Source organism: Pseudomonas allokribbensis (assembly GCF_014863605.1).
In the GTDB taxonomy this organism is placed as follows: Bacteria; Pseudomonadota; Gammaproteobacteria; order Pseudomonadales; family Pseudomonadaceae; genus Aquipseudomonas; species Aquipseudomonas allokribbensis.
This window is the reverse complement of the sequence record NZ_CP062252.1, coordinates 3,237,550-3,255,814: the sequence shown is the minus strand read 5'-3', so window position 1 is coordinate 3,255,814 and position 18,265 is coordinate 3,237,550. Positions and strand designations below refer to the sequence as shown.

At 61.8% G+C, this 18,265-nt stretch carries 10 protein-coding genes; 1 reads left to right on the top strand and 9 read right to left on the bottom strand.

The window, feature by feature from the left end:
• Positions 1-29: 29 nt before the first annotated feature.
• Genes IF199_RS14800 through IF199_RS14790 form a run of 3 tightly spaced genes read right to left on the bottom strand, consistent with a single transcriptional unit; the run spans position 30 to position 5,927 of the window.
• Positions 30-1,949: a hybrid sensor histidine kinase/response regulator gene (locus IF199_RS14800; protein WP_192560882.1), complete on the bottom strand. Its 1,920-nt coding sequence runs from the start codon at positions 1,947-1,949 to the stop codon at positions 30-32.
• Positions 1,950-1,959: 10 nt separating this feature from the next.
• Complete coding sequence (locus IF199_RS14795) at positions 1,960-4,278, bottom strand: ATP-dependent DNA helicase (RefSeq protein ID WP_192560881.1); 2,319 nt, start codon at positions 4,276-4,278, stop codon at positions 1,960-1,962.
• Entirely contained in the window at positions 4,275-5,927 is a 1,653-nt protein-coding gene (locus tag IF199_RS14790; protein ID WP_192560880.1) for a VRR-NUC domain-containing protein, read from the bottom strand. Before IF199_RS14790 ends, IF199_RS14795 begins: the two co-directional genes overlap by 4 nt.
• Positions 5,928-6,124: 197 nt before the next feature.
• On the opposite strand from IF199_RS14790, the gene IF199_RS14785 reads away from it, so the two are divergent.
• Complete coding sequence (locus IF199_RS14785; RefSeq protein WP_096820406.1) at positions 6,125-6,349, top strand: YgdI/YgdR family lipoprotein; 225 nt, start codon at positions 6,125-6,127, stop codon at positions 6,347-6,349.
• Positions 6,350-6,407: 58 nt separating this feature from the next.
• Here IF199_RS14785 and IF199_RS14780 read toward each other — a convergent pair whose 3' ends face one another.
• The 6 genes from IF199_RS14780 to IF199_RS14755 form a co-directional block, all read right to left on the bottom strand.
• Positions 6,408-6,782, bottom strand: coding sequence for a hypothetical protein (locus tag IF199_RS14780; RefSeq protein WP_096820405.1), 375 nt, complete (start codon positions 6,780-6,782; stop codon positions 6,408-6,410).
• Positions 6,783-6,945: 163 nt separating this feature from the next.
• A complete protein-coding gene (locus tag IF199_RS14775; RefSeq protein WP_096820404.1) occupies positions 6,946-8,799 on the bottom strand; it encodes a polyurethane esterase in 1,854 nt (617 codons plus the stop codon).
• Between the two features lie 151 nt (positions 8,800-8,950).
• On the bottom strand, positions 8,951-10,639 hold the full coding sequence (locus IF199_RS14770; protein WP_192560879.1) for a polyurethane esterase: 1,689 nt from the start codon (positions 10,637-10,639) through the stop codon (positions 8,951-8,953).
• A gap of 57 nt (positions 10,640-10,696) precedes the next feature.
• Positions 10,697-13,783, bottom strand: a complete 3,087-nt coding sequence (locus IF199_RS14765; RefSeq protein WP_192560878.1) for an autotransporter serine protease — start codon at positions 13,781-13,783, stop codon at positions 10,697-10,699.
• 121 nt (positions 13,784-13,904) lie between these two features.
• Positions 13,905-16,856: an autotransporter serine peptidase EprS gene (gene eprS / locus IF199_RS14760; protein WP_192560877.1), complete on the bottom strand. Its 2,952-nt coding sequence runs from the start codon at positions 16,854-16,856 to the stop codon at positions 13,905-13,907.
• Positions 16,857-16,898: 42 nt separating this feature from the next.
• Positions 16,899-18,263 (bottom strand): TolC family outer membrane protein, encoded by a 1,365-nt coding sequence (locus IF199_RS14755; RefSeq protein ID WP_096820400.1) that lies wholly within the window; start codon positions 18,261-18,263, stop codon positions 16,899-16,901.
• Positions 18,264-18,265 lie beyond the last annotated feature (2 nt).

The window sequence follows — 18,265 nt, the reverse complement described above, 5'->3', positions numbered from 1 at the left end:
CCCGGCCTTCATGGCCGGGCTTCTTTTTGTCATTTCATCGACTGGGCGATGATCTCCACCAGATTCATCTGATTGAACGGTTTCGACAGCCGCGGCAACTCCGCCGCAAAGCCTTCGAGGCGCTCGGCATAACCGGTGGCCAGGATGATCGGCAGGTCCGGCTTGAGCAGGCGCACCGCGTGGGCCAGTTGCGCACCGCTCATCTTCGGCATGGCCATGTCGGTGATCATCAGGTCGATGACTTCCCCTTGGTCGAACAATTCCAGAGCTTGCGCACCGGATGCTGCGCCGATGACCCGGTGCCCGAGATCCTCCAGCAACAGGCTGGTACTGGTGCGCACCAGGCTGTCATCGTCCACCACCAGAACACTGAGTCGCGGCACTGACGCCGTGGATGGCCTCGGGCTCAGAGGTTTGGCCGCCACCCCGTCGACGGCGACCGGCAGCCAGAGCTCCGCACAAGTCCCCTGCCCCTTCACGCTTTTAAGAATGAAACGCCCGCCCAGCTGTTCGATGAAGCCGTGCACCATCGACAACCCCAGCCCCGTGCCCTTGCCCAGGCCTTTGGTGGTGAAGAACGGATCGGTCGCCGAGGCCAGTGTCTCGTCGTCCATGCCTTCGCCGGTGTCGGTCACGCTCAGGCAGACATAACGCCCCGCTGCCAGGCTCGACTGGCTCTGCTCCAGAACCACTTGCGGCTGCGCGCCGATGACCACGGTGCCGCCCTCGGGCATCGCATCCCGCGCGTTGGTGGCCAGGTTGAGCACCGCCAGTTCGAGCTGGTTGGTATCGGCCAGCACCGTTTCGAGATTTTCCGGAAACTGCGTTTCGATGCGAATCCCCGGCCCCAGTGAACTGCGCAACAGGCCGGTGATGCCTTGCACCAGTTTCGGAATGTCCACGGCTTCGGTCTTGAGTTCCTGGCGCCGGGCGAAGGCCAGCATGCGCTGGGTCAGTGACACGCCACGCAATGCGCCCTGGGTGGCGTTTTCCAGCAGACGACTGACCTTCGGATCGTCGCCGACACGTTTGCGCACGATCTCCAGGTTACCGAGGATCACCGTCAGCAGATTGTTGAAGTCATGGGCGATACCGCCGCTGAGTTGGCCGATGGCCTGCATCTTCTGCGCCTGGAACAGCGCCTCGCGGGTTTGCTCCAGTGCCAGTTGCGCCTGGTGGGCTTCGGTCACGTCCCGGGTGATCTTGGCAAAGCCGAGCAGCGTGCCGGTCTCGCCGCGAATCGCATCGACCACCACATGCGCCAGAAACCGCGTGCCGTCCTTGCGCAGGCGCCAGCTCTTGTTCTCGAAGCGCCCTACGCGCACGGCGGTTTCCAGGGCGCGTTGCGGCTCCCCTATTTCACGGTCTTCCGGGGTGTAGAACATCGAGAAATGCTTGCCGATGACTTCGTCCGGCGCATAACCCTTGATCCGCTGCGCGCCGGGGTTCCAGTTGGTTACGCGACCTTCCGGGCTGAGCATGTAGATCGCGTAATCGGTAACGCCCTGCACCAGCAGCCGGAACTGCTGTTCGCTTTGCTTGAGGGTTTCCTCGGCCATCTTGCGGTCGGTAAGGTCGCGGGTGATCTTGGCAAACCCGAGCAATTGCCCGCTCGGGCTGAAAATCGGGTCGATCACCACATGGCACCAGAAGTGCGTGCCGTCCTTGCGCACCCGCCAGCCTTCGCCTTCGAACCGACCTTCGCGGATCGCCGTATCCAGTGCGCGCTGCGGCATGCCGACGGCGCGATCTTCATCGGTGTAGAAGCGCGAAAAGTGCTCGCCGAGAATCTCGGCTTCTTCATAACCCTTGAAGCGTTTGGCCCCGGAGTTCCAACTGGTGATGATGCCGCTGGGGTCGATCATGTAGATCGCGTAATCGACCACGGCATCGATCAACAGGCGAAAGCGCATTTCTTCGATCGCAGCGGACTTCTTGTTCTCGCTCATCAGGCTTGGCTCAAAGCAGATTTTCAATAACAGGAGTATGCGTCAAACCGGCGGATTGGAAAGGCGCATCTGCATGGTCGAGCTGCCACCAGCGCGGCAACAACTGTTTGATCCGGCTCTCGGCGAAACGGTCGTCGATCAGCATGACCACACCGCGATCCTGCTGGGTGCGGATCACCCGCCCGGCGGCCTGCACCACTTTCTGCACGCCGGGGAACAGGTAGGTGTAGTCATAACCGGCACCGAAGATCGCCGCCATGCGCCGTTTCATCTGTTCATTGACCGGGTTGAGCTGCGCCAGACCCAGTGTGGCGACGAAGGCACCGATCAGCCGGGCACCGGGCAGGTCGATACCTTCGCCGAACGCGCCGCCGAGTACCGCAAAACCGATGCCCTGGCTGTGCGTCGTGAACTGATCGAGAAACGCCTGCCGCTGCCCTTCGGCCATGCCCCGCGATTGCTGCCAGAGCGTGATGTGCGGATGCCGTTCGGCGAGCAGTTGCGCGACCTGTTGCAGGTAATCGAAGCTGCTGAAGAACGCCAGATAGTTGCCCGGGCGCTCGCCAAACTGGCGGGCGATCAGTTCGACAATCGGCTCCAGCGATGCCTGGCGATGGGTGAACCGGGTTGAGATCTGGCTGATGATCCGCACTTGCAGCTGTTCGGCGCTGAACGGCGATTCAACGTCGATCCACACCGTGTCGGCCGGGGTGCCGAGCAAGTCGGCGTAATAGTGGCGCGGGCTGAGGGTCGCGGAGAACAGCACGCTGCTGCGGGCCGCTTTCAGGCGCGGGCCGAGCAGCGCGGCCGGCACCACGTTGCGCAGGCACAGTTGCGATAACGGGCGTTTGCGGTCGAGGTCGCGCTTGCTGATGTCGAACAGGTAATGCGCATCGAACAACTCCGCTACGCGACCGAATTGCAGCATTTCGAAGTAGACATTCTGCAAGCCACTGTCGAGTCCTTGCGGGTGGTCGTTGAGGTAATCGCCGATGCTCGCGCTGCACGACATGATCGCTTGCAGCAGTTTTTCCGGCGCCTTGTCGTAAGCCTGATACGGCGCCAGTTGCGCGTTGTGCAGGGCATTCCATTCACGGTTGACCCGCTGCAAAGGCTTTTTCAAAGCCTCGGGCGCGGTTTTGCGTACGCCATTGAAGATCGCCTGATCGAGGGTGGCGCTGTACATCTGCCGCCCGCGCTCGACCAGGTTGTGCGCCTCGTCCACCAGCACCGCGACCTTCCATTGATTGAGCTGGGCCAGACCGAACAGCAGCGCGCTGAAATCGAAGTAATAGTTATAGTCCGCGACCACCACATCGGCCCAGCGCGCCATTTCCTGGCTCAGGTAATACGGGCACACCGAGTGTTGCGCGGCAACATCGCGGAGCGCTGCCTGATCCATCAACTGTAATCGGCTGGCGGCTTCACGTGCGGCCGGCAGTCGGTCGTAAAAGCCCTGGGCCAACGGGCAGGACTCGCCATGACAGGCCTTGTCGGGATGCTCGCAGGCTTTGTCTCGGGCGACCATTTCCAGCACCCGCAATGGCAAGGTTTCGCTGCGATCGAACAATACTTGAGCGGCGTCCAGCGCGAGTTTGCGCCCCGGGGTCTTGGCGGTGAGGAAATACACCTTGTCCAGTTGCTGCGGCGCCAGCGCCTTGAGCATCGGGAACAGCGTGCCGAGGGTCTTGCCGATGCCGGTGGGCGCCTGGGCCATCAGGCAGCGGCCGGTGCTGACGGCTTTGAATACCGATTCGGCGAGATGACGCTGGCCGGGGCGGAAATCGGCGTGGGGAAAGCTCAGTTGCTGCGCCGCGTGATTGCGGGCCTCACGGTGGGCCATTTCCTGTTCGGCCCATGCCAGGAACAAGCCACACTGTTGTTCGAAGAATCCACGTAAGGTTTCGGCGCTGAAGGCTTCGACCAGACAGGTTTCCTTTTCGCTGACGATATCGAAGTACACCAGCGCCAGATTGATCTGCTCCAGCTGCAACCGGCAACACATCAGCCAACCGTAGATCTTCGCCTGCGCCCAGTGCAGCGCGCGGTGGTTGGCCGGTTGTTTGCTCAGGTCGCCACGGTAGGTTTTGACTTCCTCCAGACAGTTCTGCGTCGGATCGTAGCCGTCCGCCCTGCCCTTGACCTTCAAAGTGCAAAATTCACCTTCCAGCGCGACTTCGCTCTGATAGGCGTCATTGCGCCGCGAGGCGACGGTGCGGTGACCGGCGATACCTTCCAGCGCGGTGGGCGACGGTGTGAAGCGCAAGTCCAGATCGCCGCACTTGGCGGTGAACTCGCACAACGCCCGCACCGCAATGCTGTAGCTCAAGCGCCCTGCTCCGCCCATTGCACGTAACACACGGCCACTGGCATCTGATGCGTATGGCAGAACTCCAGCCAACGCAACTGGTTGTCCTGCAGGCGGTCACCGGGGCCTTTGACCTCGATCATCCGGTAGGTCTTGTGCTGCGGCCAGAACTGGATCAGGTCCGGCATGCCGGCGCGGTTGGCCTTGATATCCAGCAAAAGGCGATTAAACCAGTGCTTGAGGTGTTCGGCCGGCAGGCAGGTCAGCGCTTGTTCCAGCAGTTCTTCATTGAGCGCCCCCCAGAACACGAAAGGCGACTGAATGCCCCACTTGGTGGCAAATCGGCTGCGGATGGTGTCGGCATAACGGCCGTCGTCGAGTTCCGCCAGGCAGGCCTCGAACAGTTCTGCCCGACGCCCCTGGAAATCCTCATGAAGCAAATCTGCCGGCCCACGCTGGAACGGATTGAAAAACGCGCCCGGCAGCGGCGCGAAAATCGCCGGCCAGCACAACAGGCCGAACAGTGAATTGATCAGGCTGTTTTCCACGTAATGCACCGGGCCTGCGTCTTCATGCAGGTGCGCCTGCACGTGATATTCCACCGACAGCGACGGATCGAGCCGTTCCAAGTGCAGATCCAGCCGTTCCACCGGTCTTGGCGCAACGCGTTTGAGCGCCGGCCCGCCGAGTTTGCGCCGCAGACGTGGCAGCGCCCGTTGCAGGCCCTGTTGTTCGGCGGCGCTTTCCGGCGCCTGTTCGGCCAGCGTGCCCAACTCCAGCGCCAGCGCATATTCGCCACAGCGCTCCAGCACCCGAACCATCCGCAACCGCGCGCCGGGGTAGGCGCAGTCGCGATACAGGCTCAGGGCCAGGGCAAACTCTCCGATGCGTTCGCAGTGCTGGCCGATCTGGAACAGCAACTTGCCGAGCCGACGTTGCAGCCACGGGTTGTCGAACTGCAAAGCGCTCAGCTCTTCGGCAATCGGCTCAAGCGCCTCGCCCGCTTCGAAACGTTGCTGACAATCGTGCAGGAACAGGCAGGCATCGACGTCGGCCCGGCTGCGCAGGCCCCGGGAATCGGCGCTGAATTCGACTTTTTCGTAGGTGAAGATCCCGAGATCGGCGAGGACAAACTCCGACCAGTCCTGATACAGGTTGCCGAAGAACATCAGGCGAAACCGGTCGCACAAATCCATCAGCGTCAGGCTGAACAACCGATCCGCGATTTGCGGGCACCAGTCGTGCCAGCGGCGTGATTCGGGAAACTGCTCATGCAGGACCGGCAGCCAGTCGACTTTGCGGCCCTTGGGCGTGTCGATCGCCGGGCCGAACGCTTGCAGGACTTCGACCTTCAGCAACAGATCGAACAGCTCCGGCATCGACAGTAGCGCCTGCTCGTCCAGCCACCCGTGGTCGAGCAACGGCTGCGCGGCCAACGCGATGTCGCCAATTTCCGCATAACTGAGCTTGCCCGCCCGAAAATGCACGCCCTTGCGCATCACCATCCGCACCAGCAAACCCTGGGACCCGCGAGGCAGTGCCTTGAAGTCGCGGATGAAAGCATGTTCCGTTTCGCTCATCACATCGGCATAACGAAGCTCAAGCCAGTCAAGCACTTGCCGGAAGTTGTTGAGGTAATAGAACGGATCGTCGAGGGGGCTGGAAGTCACGGTGATAAGGGGCCATGGCGAACGAGTACTGGTTATGCGTACAGATACCAGTTCCGCCCCGCCGGGTGCAAACGGAAAAGGATCAGTGGCATCCGCGATTCGGGTTTTTTCGCCAGTCCATCGAACTTTTGCGGGCTATTCGGCACCAACCGCGTTAGAAGACCGGCATCGGTCGAATTGAATGAGGAACGCTGGGTATGAATTTCAGAAAAATGGCTATGCCGATGGCAGCTGTGGCTTTGCTGGCATTGGCCGGTTGCTCGACCCCGACGGTGGTGACGTTGCAGAACGGCACGCAGTATTTGACCCAGGACATGCCGAAGACCAAGTCCGACGATGGTTTTTATGAGTTTCGGGACATTTCCGGCGCGAAGATCCGCGTGAAGTCCGACGAAGTGGCCACGGTGCGCAAGGAAGATTGACGGTTACCCCATCAAAAAAGGCTGCAATCCTGTTGGAGCGCAGCCTTTTTTGCATTCTTCAGCGGGGTAATGCCATGCCCGGAAGGGTGCCGTCGCAGTTCAACGCGCGTTCACCGCGCCGGACCATTTCTTCCTGCAAGCGCTGGCAACGTTGACGCTCCTGTTGCGCCATGCGGTCGATGCTCAGGTTGCCGGTCATTTCGGGCTCATTGTTTTCGCCGATACGCACGGTCACGAACGGTTGTTCGGGCTGGATATGAAAGCGGCTTTTCTCTTCAACGGGTTTGACTTCATCGCTTTCGACCGGCTTTGGCAATTCATCGGTACTGACGCCATAGCGGCTCAGAATCGAGCTGTGAGGCAGATCGGCCCAGGCGTTGGCCGAAAGCAGCGCCAACCCGACGATACCGATATACCCCTTGAAACCTTTCACGTTTGAATCTCCTGTACTCAATGGCGGCTTGCCTATACATGACGGTTACAGCGTCATTGGCTTTAGTCCGCATTTCCTGTTGGTGCAGGGGTTTGAGTCAGGTAGTGGCCAATGAGTCACTTTTGATGTGGAGAGGGAAAGAATTCCCTCTCCACCGTCACCCTCAGGCGATAACGATGCCATCGGCACTGAGACTGCTCAGCGAAACCCCGACCAGCGTCACGGAATCACCGCCGAACTTCAGCACCGTATCCTGCCCCACCGAGGTGGCATGGGCGCGGAAGTCATCGCCCGGCAACACGCCCTGCACGCCGAGAAACACCAGTTTGTCGTTGCCGGTGAATCCCACCACCCGATCCTGGCCGAACGCGCCGTTGAACAGGAACGTATCCGCCCCGCCACCCGACTCCATCAGGTCATTGCCGGCGCCGCCGACAAACACGTCGTTGCCCACGCCACCGATCAGGTGATCGTTGCCGTCCAGGCCGAACAGCCAGTCACCGCTGGCGTGGGCCTTGAGGGTGTCGACGCCACTGGTGCCCTTCACGCTCGACTCGTACTGGGTGACGTTGTTGCCGACCTTCAGGCCATCCGCCGTGACGCTGTGGGTCACGTCGTCCTTGAACAGGCCCCAGAGGAAACCCGGCTCCTTGGTGACGATGCTGCCGATGTCGCGGGTGATGCTGATCCCGCCGTTGGCATCGCGGATGTACAGGTTGCCGGCGCCGTCGTTGGCGAAGTCGAACTTGTTCACCGACTGCTGCAAGTCGAGGGTGTTGTTGCCGGCACCGCCAAGAATGACGTTGTAGCCGCCGCTGTCACGGAACGTGTCGTTGCCGGCCCGTCCTTCAAGGTAGTCATTGCCGCTGCCGCCCTGGATCAGGTCGTTGCCGTCGCTGCCGATGATGAAGGTGCTGCCCTTGTGGGTTTCGGCGTTGCGGTTGAGGTCCTGCACCCAGGTGTTGGCCCGCGCCGGGTCCGACAGGTTGGCGACGATGATCGTCGAGTCACGGCTGGTGAGATCGTAGAACTTCGACTCGATCACCCGGTTCATGCCGTCGCCGTAGGCTGTCGGCAGGTGCGAGATCCAGGTCGGGACGTTGACGATCGAGAATGGCAGCACGTTCCACACGTTCGACGCGTAGTGGTCGTTGAAGCTGACGATGTTGTCGGTCGCCGACACTTTCGACGCGTCGTGTACGCCAAGCGAGGCGCCGGTGAAGGTCGAGCCGTCGAGCGCGCGGAAGACCGGGTCGTTCTCGTAGCCGACGTTGAGCACTTTGTCGGTGCTGCTTTGGGTCGGTGAGGCGTAGGCGATGTAGTTGGAGTCCTGGAAGAACCCGCCCCATTTGCCGCCGCTCAAGTCCGCCATGCTGTTGACCGCCAGGCCGCCGAGGCTGTGACCACTGACCAGCACGTCCTTGCCGGTGAGACCGTTGGCCTTGGCGAAGGCCACCACATCGTTCAGCAGGTTGCCGAAGGCTTCACCAACGTAGTTCTTGGCGTAATCCTTGGGGCCGAACGCGGCGAGCAGGTCATTGATGGCGTCGGCGATGGAGTCGCCGATCAGGATTTCCCGCGGGCCGCTGGTGCCGCGAAAGGCGATGCCGATTTCCGTGAGATGACCCTGGGCGTCGTACTTGCCGAGGATTTCCACTTGCGCGCTGGTGTAGCCGGCCTTTTCGCCGAAGAAGGTTCCGCGAGCGTCGGTCTTGCCGTCATAGCCCAGTTGCGAGGCGGTGATGGGCGTCCAGCCAGCCTTTTTCACGGCGTCCAGAGCGAGTTTTTCCGAGTCGGGGTTCCACGGGAGTCCGGGAATCACACCTTGCGAATCCGTGCCGCCGATCAGCGCCGAAACCAGCGTGGCCGGCAGGCCGAGGCCGAAGCCGTTGTGCTGATACCCGACAGCGAAACCGTTGTCGAGGTTGTGATAGGAGTACAGCGTGATCGCCATGGCATCAGTGAACAACGCCTTGGAATCCGCTGAGCTGAAGTTCTTGTAGTCGTACACACCCATTGCTGTTGCCTCTCTCTTTGTTGGAATTATTCAGAGATAGCTCACAACCAGAGCGCCCCTCCCGAGGCGTTCCGGAGCATTTCAGTTACAACATTTGTGTCATGCAACCCCAATGGGAACCACCGCAAGCCGCGGTGGTTCCCACACGGAATCAGGCGAACACGAAACTCGAGTCGGACAGGTTAGCCACACCCACCCCGATCAGGGTCACGGCATAGTCGCCAATCTTCAGCACGGTATCGGCGCCGGACTGCGAAGCGTGTTGCTTGTAGTCGTAGCCCTGCCCTGCGCCCTGAACGCCCATGAACACCAGTTTGTCGCTGCCCTGGTAGCCATTGATCGCATCGAAGCCGAAGGCGCCGCTGAACAGGAAGGTGTTGTTGCCACCCACCGCACTCATCACGTCGTTGCCGGCGCCGCCGACGAAGGTCACATGGGCTTTGTCGCTGAACAGGTGATCGTCGCCGCCCAGACCGAACAGCCAGTCGCCGTCAGCGGTGGCCTTCAGCGTGTCGCCGAGAGCACCGCCATTGAGCGAATGGTTGTACTGGGTCAGTTCACTGCCATTGGCCAGGCCTTTGCCGGTGACGGTCCAGGTGATTTCCTTGCTGCTCCACCACGACCCCGACTCCTTGCTCACCAGTGCGCCGATGTCGCGAGTCATGCTGATGCCGCCGTAGGCGTCGCGCACGTACAGCGTGCCGTCACCGTCGTTGGCAAAACTGAAGTTCTGCAACGGTTTCTGCAGATCGAAGGTGTTGTGGCCCTGGCCGCCGAGCAGGATGTTGAAGCCACCGTCATCGCGGAACAGATCATCACCGGCGCGCCCTTCGAGGAAGTCGTTGCCCGCCCCGCCCTTGAGCCAGTCGTTGCTGTCGGTGCCGATGATGAAGGTGCTGCCGGTGTGCGGCTCACCGCTGCGGCCCAGATCTTCGACCCAGGTCTTGCCCCGGGAAGATGCTTCCAGGTTGGACACGATGATGGTCGAGTCCTGGCTGGTGAGGTTGTAGAACTTCGAGTCGATCACCCGGTTCAGGCCATCGGCATACCCCAGCGAGCTGTGAGCCGACCAGTTCAGCGGATTGACGATGCTGAACGGCACCAGGTTCTGCGCGGTGGACACGTAGTTATCGTTGAAGTTGACGATGTTGTCGGTGGTCGAGTCGTGCGGCTTGTCGTGTTTGCCCATCGACGCCGTGCTGAACGTGGTGCCGTCGAGCACACGGAACACCGGATCGTTCTCGTAGCCGATGTTCAGCACGTTGGTGCCGGTGCTGCTCTGGGTCGGCGAGGCGAACGAAATGTAGTTGGCGTCCTTGAAGAACCCGCCCCAGTTGCTCGCGCTCAGATCCGCCACGCTGTTGACCCCGAGACCGCCGAGGCTGTGGCCGCTGATCAGCACGTCCTTGGCGGCGATGCCATGGGCCGTGGCAAAGGCAGCCACGGCCTTGAGCAGGTTGTCGAAAGCGTTTTTCGCGTAGTTGGTGGCGTAATCCACTGGCCCGATGGCTGCCAGCAGGTTGTTTTTCATGTCACCGAAGGTGTCGCTGTAATCCAGCCCGCCCGTGCCGCGAAAGGCCACGCCGATACCGATCAGCTTGCCCGCCGCGTCGTATTTGCCGAGCACTTCCGCCTCGGCGCTGGTGAAGCCGTCCTTCTCGCCGAAGAACGTCCCTTTCGCGTCGGTCTTTCCTTGATAACCCAGTGCCGTGGCGCCCAGTGGCGCCCAACCGGTGCCGGGCAAAGCCTGCCCGGTCGGCGTGTAGGAATACAGCGTCAGTGCGATGGCATCGCTGTACAACGCTTTGCCGTCGGCATTTTTGTAGTCAAACAGTCCCATGTCGTGCTCTCTCTTCCTTTCAAAAACGGCAGTTCTTTGCCGAACTGCCGCTACACCTTAGAACTGCCAGTCCAGCGTCAGGCCCACACCGTGGTCCTTCTCGTTCGAACCGATCAGTCCGTTGTAGTCCAGGTTGACCCGGACATCGCGATTGAGCGCCAGGCCGGCACGAACGCCGACCACTGCCGCATCGCGATCCATCGACGCACTTTGCACCGTGAATGCACTGTTGCCATTGACGAAGGCCAAGTGGCTGTCGGAATCCACGCTGCTCAGGTTGTGCTGCCAGCCCAGTGTCGCACCCAGTTCAAGTTGATGTTTGTCCGACAGGGCAAACGTACGCTTGGCGCGGACGCCGAGGGTCGACAGCACGGCGTCGCGGTTATCTTCACCGCCCTTCAGTGCGGCGGCATCACCCTTCTCGGTGAAGCTGTCGCTGTTCAGGTGCACGTAAGCCAGGTTGGCGAACGGCTCCAGATTCATCGGTTGCAGACCGAGATCGTAGGCTGCTTCTGTGAACAGTTGCGCGGTGGTCGCATCGCGTTTGGTTTTCTGCTTGCCGCTGACACCGGCAAATTGCAGATCACGTTTGACGTCGATGCGATGCCAGCTGTAAGCCGCGCCGGCGGTCAGGCGCAGGGCATCGATCTGATGCCCCAGGTACGCACCCAGGTGATAACTGTCGACCGAAGCCGACGAGTGCGTGCCGCTGCCCATGTTCAAAGAGCTGTCGCTATAACCGGTAACGAAACCCAGACGCGTATCTTCAGCGATCAAACCATCGACACCCGCCAGCAAGCCGCCGATGGAGCTGTTGGAGTCGGCATTTTTATAGCCGCCATCGCTCTTGCCCCAGGCGCCCAGCACTTTGAGCCAGGCGTTGCTGCGGTCATCGGTCGGTGCGCCGGCGTCGAACAGGTCATGCTCGCGCAGACGTTCGCCCACGGCATCGCGCAGGTAATGGCTGTCGTTGATCAGCATGGTGCCGATGGCCGGGTGAATCTCGCCGGACAGTTGCTGGAAAGCATCCTGCGCGACAGCGGCAGTCGGCGACAGCAACAGGGTTTCAAACAACGCATTGCCCGCGCCCAGACGTTCGGCGGCTGCACCGACGGCACGCTGGTTCGGGGTCAGGCCGACACTGGCGAACGACGCGCCGTTACGCCCGACGTTCAGTTGAACACCGCCCGAGGAGTAATCGAGGGTGCCGCCGAGAAACGCATAACTCGGCAAGACCTGACCGAAGCGCCCTTGAATGCCACCCGCCGCCTGCAGAATGTTGAACTGGCTGCCAAGCAGCGATTTCACTTCAGTCGTGGTCAACAGTGTCGGGCTGTTTTCCAGCGTCAGCGCAACGGTTGCGCCTTCAATGGTTGCAGTGCCGCCAGCGACAACGCGGTCGCTGCTGGTCGGCGAGACTTCGACGGAATAGGTCGAACCCGGTTCGAAGGTCACGTCACCGGCCACGTTCAAGGTGCCGATGGAGTTGCCTGGCGCGACGATACCGCCGCTCTTCGCGGTCAGTGCCGCGATGTGCCCGTTACCGCCGAGGATGCCACCATCGTTGACCGTGACCGCCGATTGCAGCGAGCCATTGATCGCCAGTCGCCCCTGATTGACCAGGGTCGGACCGGTGTAGGTGTTGGCGCCGGTCATGACCAGGGTGCCGATCCCTTGCTTGGTCAAACCGCCGTGGCCGGAAATGTCGTTGCGCCAGGTGTCGAGACCGCAGGTGATGTCGGTGCACACGCGCTCGGTGGGTTTGCCGGCGTCGATGATCGCGCCGATGCCTGGCAGGTCGGCCACGAACTGGCCGGAGCCATAGGCACCCTGGATGCGGAATTCTTCGGGAATGTCTTGCTCGGTGACGAACATCGCCGGGCCGTCGATGGCCTTGCGCAGGTTGATCATGCCCCAGCCGTACAGGGCGTCGATGCCCGGTGCGCCAAGGTCAGTGGCCGTGGTGCGCAACACGCTGGCAACCTGATCACCGGACATGTACGGGAAGCGCTCCATCAACACCGCCATGGAACCGGCCACGTGTGGTGCGGCCATCGAGGTGCCGTTGTAGTTTTTGTAGCCGGTGGTGAGGTTGTCGGCGTTGGTGCCTTCAATGATCGAGCTGTAGATTTTCGTACCCGGTGCCGAGACGCAGAAACTCGCGGTGTAGCCGCAGCGCGAAGAGAACGTACTCATGATGTAGGGATTGGCACTGGCCAGATCCGGGTTCTTTTGCAGTGCGGCGACGGTGATCCAGTTCGGCGCGATGTCCGGCACGAAGTAACCGAGGCCGGCGATGGCGTCCGGGTTGTTCAGGTTGTAGTCGTTGCCCGCCGCGAAAATCGTCACGATACCGCTGCGCGCGGCGGCGATTGCACCGTCGTAGGCGCCGCCGGGTTTGGTGCCCAGTAGTGTGCGGATCTCGTTGAACTGCAATTGCGCGTCGTTGACGGTGAAATGCGGGTACGCCGGGTCACGGCCGCCGAGATCGAAGCGGTCGGTGATACCGATCCCCCAGCTGTTGTTGATGATCCGCGCGCCACTGGCGATCAGCGCATCCCAGCCGGCCTTGTACACCGCGCCGTCGTTGCCGCGCACGATACCGTCTTCCGGACCCGGGTCGCCGTTGTCGGCGCTGATGATCTGCGCACCGAACGCCACGCCGTGCATCGGCCCACCGTCACGGCTGCCGGCGGCAATGCCGCCAACGTGGGTGCCGTGGGCGCCGAGCTTGCCGTCGGAACCGACCGAGGGCGAACCGTCATAACGGAACGCGTCCCCGGCTTTGACCGGGATGTACGGGTCGGTGTATTCACGAATGCCGCTGGTGACCAGGGTCACCACTTTGTTCGGCCCGGAAAACTCCGGGTGCGCGGCGTACACCGGCTGGTCAAAGATCCCCAGCTTCACGCCTTTGCCGGTGTAACCGGCGGCGTAGGCGTAATCCGCGCCAATCGCGCCCAGGCCCCAATCCGCCTGGAATTCGGCGCTGCGCCAACTGGCGGCATCCCCTGCCCGGCCGTTTTCCACGTAGGGCGCAGCGTGTGCGCTACCCCAGGTGGCCAAGGCGCAAAGCAAGGCGCGATTGAGAGTTTTCAGGCGAAAGCATCCACCCGATTGCGCGGGGGTGTTGTTATTTTTCATCCAGCGACCTTCCTTAGTGATGTTGCACAAAATCCGTTTGTTCAGAACCTGATCGCTCCTACGCTCCCGCGTGGGAATGCAACCCGTGAGGCGTTCCCGCGCAGAGCGTGGGAACGATCAGTCAGAACTTCCAGTTCAGGCTCAGGCCAACGCCGTGAGTCTTCTCGCGGTTGGCCAGTTGTCCGTTGTAATCAAGGTTCACCCGCACGTCGCGGCTCAGCGCGAGGCTGGCCTGCACGCCGACCAGCGCGGCGTCGCGCACCAGTGGCGAGCTTTCGACGCTGTACGGCGCGCTGCCGCTGGCGAAACGCAAATGCTGCTCGGCCTCGATGTCGGTGAGGCTGTGCTGCCAGCCGAGATGGCCGCTGACATCGAGTTTTTGCGTGCCCGACAGGTTGATTGTCTTGATCGCCCTGACGCCGAGGGTGCTGAGCACCGCGTCACGCTGGTCGCCGCTGCTTTTCAATGCCGCAGCGTCGCCCTTTTCGGTGAAACCGTCGCTGTCCAGATGCACGTAGGCCAGATTGGCGAACGGCTCCAGGGCCAGTGGTTGCAGATTCAGTCGATAGGCCGCTTCACCAAATACCTGTGTGGTGGCGGCATCGACCTTGGCTTTCTGTTTGGCGCTGACGTCGCCGTATTGCAGATCACGTTTCACATCGGCGCGATGCCAGCTGTAGGCCGCGCCGGTGCTCAGGCGCCAGGCGCCGATCTCATGGCCGGCGTAGGCACCGAGGTGGTAACTGTCGACCTTGGCCGAGGAATGCGTGCCAGAACCCATGCTCAACGAGCTGTCGCTGTAACCGGTGACCAGACCGATGCGGGTCTGCTCGTTCAGCGCGCCGTCGACGCCTGCCAGCAGGCCGCCGATGGATGTGCTGTAGCCGGCGGTGTCGTGTTGTGAATCGGTGGTGCCCCAGGCGCCGAGGGCCTTGATCCAGCCGTTGCTTTGCTCGGCGTTCGCGTCGTGCAGGCGTTCGCCGATGGCGTCGCGCAACTGACGACTGTCGTTAATCAGTACCGAACCGAGGGCCGGGTAGATTTCCCCGCTCAGTTGCTGGAAGGCTTGCTGTGCATCGCTGGCGGTGGCCGACAGCAACAGGCTTTCGTACACGGAGTTACCGGCGCCCATGCCTTCGACGGCGCTGGCCACGGCCCGCTGGTTCGGGGTCTGGCCGACGCTGGCAAAAGACCTCGCGTTGCGTTCGACATTCAGCGCGATGCCGTTGCCGCTGTACGCGAGGCTGCCGCCGATAAACAGGTAATCCGGCACCACGGCGCCGAACTGGCCCTGGATGCCACCGGCCGCTTGCAGAATGTCGTACTGATGACCGAGCAGGCTTTTCGCTTCAGCGGTGCTGAGCAAGGTCGGGCTGTTTTCCAGCGACAGACTGACGGTGGCGCCGCTGATGGACGCCGTGCCGCCGGCGACGATGCGGTCACTGGCGGTCGGTGACAGCTCCACCGCGTAGGTCGAGCCCGGCGCGAAGGTCACGTCACCGGCCACATTCAAGGTGCCGATGGAGTTGCCCGGTGCCACGCGACTGCCGCTGTTGGCGATCAGTGCGCCGATCCGGCCGGAACCACCGAGGGTGCCGCCGTCATTAACCGTAACGGCGGACGTCAGCGAACCGTTGACGCTCAGCAGACCACCATTGACCGTGGTCGGGCCGCGATAGGTGCTGTCGCCGGTCAGAATCAATTGCCCGGCGCCGGACTTGATCAGGCTGCCCTGATACACCCGGCCGGCCGCCGCTGCATCACGGGCCATGCCGACGGCGTAATCGGTCTGGTCCTGTTGGCTGGCACCTGCCGAAATTCCGTTGTGCCAACCTTTGCTTTGCAGGGTTTGCTGCCAGGCGCTGTGCTCGGCGAGGTCTTCGCTCTGACGCTGGATCAGTGCCTTGTCGGAGATGTCGTTGCTCCACACATCGCGTTGCCCGGTGGCCAGATTTGCGTCGAACGCGCCGAGCAATTGCCCCGGTCCGCCCATCGCCCGCTTCAGGTTGGCGACGCCCCAGCCGACCCGGTCGGTCGGTGCGCTCGTCACGCTGCCGTCGAGTTGAGTGGCGGTAGTCAGCAGCACTTCCAGCGCCTGCTGGTTGTTCATGTATGGGTAACGCTCCATCACCAGCGCCAGGGCGCCGGTGGCATGGGGCGCGGCCATCGAGGTGCCGGACTTGATCGCGTAGCCGCCGTCGGGAATGGTGCTGTCGATCTTTGCTCCCGGCGTAGTGATGCACCAGTATTTGGCGATACCGCACTGGTTATATTTCTGCTGATTGCTCTGATCCAGCCCCGACACGGCCAGCCAATGGCCTTCCAGGTCCGGCTGAAAATACGGCAGCGCCGAACGCACGCTGGCGTTGGGGTAACCGCTGTTGCCGGCGCTGAACACGTTGATCACGCCGCGGCGTGAAACATCGGCGGCGGCATCGAGCCAGGTGCCTTTGTTCCAGTGCTGGGCGTAAGCCGCATGCAGGTCCGCCAGGGTTCGATAGCTGACATCCGGCGGCTGACTGCCCCAACTGTTGTTGATCGCCCGCACGCCGGCATCGGCCAGTGCGTCGTACACCGCTTTGAAGTAACGCGGGTCGGGATTGGGGCCGAACAGAAAACTGTCGTTCTTGTTGGTGTTGCCGACGTAGATCTGCGCATTGAACGCCACGCCATGCATCCCGCTGCCATCACGGGAAGCGCCCATGGTGCCGACCACGTGCGTGCCGTGAGAATCGTTGTTCGGGTTAAGCGTGCCGTTGACCGTGAACAGCGAGCCATCGACATAGCTGCCGCTGGCCGAGACCGGGTGATAGCGGTCGCTGGCGAACTCGGGATGGGCCGCGTCGAAACCGGAGTCCAGCGCACCGATCTTCACGCCCTTGCCGGTGATACCGGCGGCGTAGGCCTGATCGGCCTGCATCCGGTCCAGCCCCCAGTCCCGCAGGAATTCGGCGGAGCGCCAACTGGCTGGATCGCCGGGTTTGCCCGAATCCACGTATTGCGCCTGGGCCGGGTTGATAAAAATCACAAGCAACAGGGTGCCGACCGAAGCCGGCTTGAAGCGTACGTCCATGTTCACCACTCGTTTTTGTTGTTTTGTGTAAAAACTACGGTGCTATTGCGTCCGTGGGCCTTGCCCGAATGCTTCGTCCACCCGAGCCAGATCCTGCTCGCTCAAGGTGCCCGCGTAGTAATGCAATTTGGTCCAGGCCATGAGGTAGTCATAGCGTGCCTGGGCCAGATCGCGGCGGGTGGTAAACAGTTGTTGTTCGGCGTTCAGCGCGTCCAGGTTGGTCCGCTCACCGCCAAGAATGCTTTGCTTGGTCGAGACCACCAGCGCTTCGGCCGACGTCAGGGCTTTCTGGTAGGCGCGCAGTTTGTTGACGCCGGACAGGCAGGCACTGAACTGGCGACGCAGTTCGATCAGCGTTTCGCGGGTCTTGCCGTCCAGTTCGTATTCGGCCTGCTCCATGGTGCGGCTGGCCTGACGAGTCGATGCCGACACCCCGCCACCGGCGTACAACGGCACGTTGACTTCGATGCCGATGGTGTTGGTGTCGTAGCGCTGGTTATAGGTGTTGCCGCTTTCCGATTCGTTCTGGCGCATCGAGGCGTAGGCACTGACTTTCGGCAGGTGCCCGGCGCGGTTGCGCTCCACTTCATAACGGGCCACTTCCACGGCTTGACGCTGTGACGCCAGGTTCGGGTTGTTGCTGATCGCCAGTTCGTGCCAGGTGTCGTAGTTGGCCGGCATCAACGCGAAGGTCTGGAAGTTCTGATCCAGCGGCGCCAAATCGGTGATGTCCACTGTCGGCACACCAACCAGCGCACCCAGCTCACGCAGCGCGGCATCCTGTTCGTTGCGGGCCTCGATTTCCTCGGCGGTCGCCAGTTCATAGCGCGATTCGGCTTCGAGAATGTCGGTCCGCGTGCCTTCGCCCTGCTTGAACATGTGCTCGTTCTGCTGGAACTGCTGCTCGTACGCCTTTTTCTTGGCCTGGGCGATGTCGATCTGATCCTGAGCGAACAAGGCCTTGGTGTAGTTGTCGAGCACCCGCACCAACAGTTCCTGGCTCTTGCCCCGGAAGTTCTCGTCGGCAAACAGCGACTGCGCCACACCTTTGCGATACGCGGCGTAGGCCTCGTAGTCGAGCAACGGCTGTTGCAGGGTCAGGTTGGAGCCGTAACTGTTGTAGTTGCGGTTTTCCGTAAAGTTGCCGCGATCGGTGAGCTGCGTAACCTTCGAGGTGTTGTGGCCCTTGTTGTAGTTGTAACCGACTTTCGGCAACAACCCGGCGCGACCGATGGCGCGATTTTCAAGGCCTGCATCACGTTCCTTGATCGCGCCGAGGAACACCGGGTCATTGCGCAACGCCTGTTCGTAGATCTCGAACGGCCCCATGGCCGCCACTGCACTGTTGCCCGCGAGCAGCGCGAACGCTGCCGCCAGCATGGAAAGCTTATTCATACAGCCGAACATCC

Coding starts and splice junctions, on each gene's coding strand:
- IF199_RS14800 (WP_192560882.1), bottom strand. CDS start 1,949: ATGAGCGAGAACAAGAAGTCCGCTGCGATCGAAGAAATGCGCTTTCGC.
- IF199_RS14785 (WP_096820406.1), top strand. CDS start 6,125: ATGAATTTCAGAAAAATGGCTATGCCGATGGCAGCTGTGGCTTTGCTG.
- IF199_RS14775 (WP_096820404.1), bottom strand. CDS start 8,799: ATGGGTGTGTACGACTACAAGAACTTCAGCTCAGCGGATTCCAAGGCG.
- IF199_RS14770 (WP_192560879.1), bottom strand. CDS start 10,639: ATGGGACTGTTTGACTACAAAAATGCCGACGGCAAAGCGTTGTACAGC.
- IF199_RS14765 (WP_192560878.1), bottom strand. CDS start 13,783: ATGAAAAATAACAACACCCCCGCGCAATCGGGTGGATGCTTTCGCCTG.
- eprS (WP_192560877.1), bottom strand. CDS start 16,856: ATGGACGTACGCTTCAAGCCGGCTTCGGTCGGCACCCTGTTGCTTGTG.
- IF199_RS14755 (WP_096820400.1), bottom strand. CDS start 18,263: ATGTTCGGCTGTATGAATAAGCTTTCCATGCTGGCGGCAGCGTTCGCG.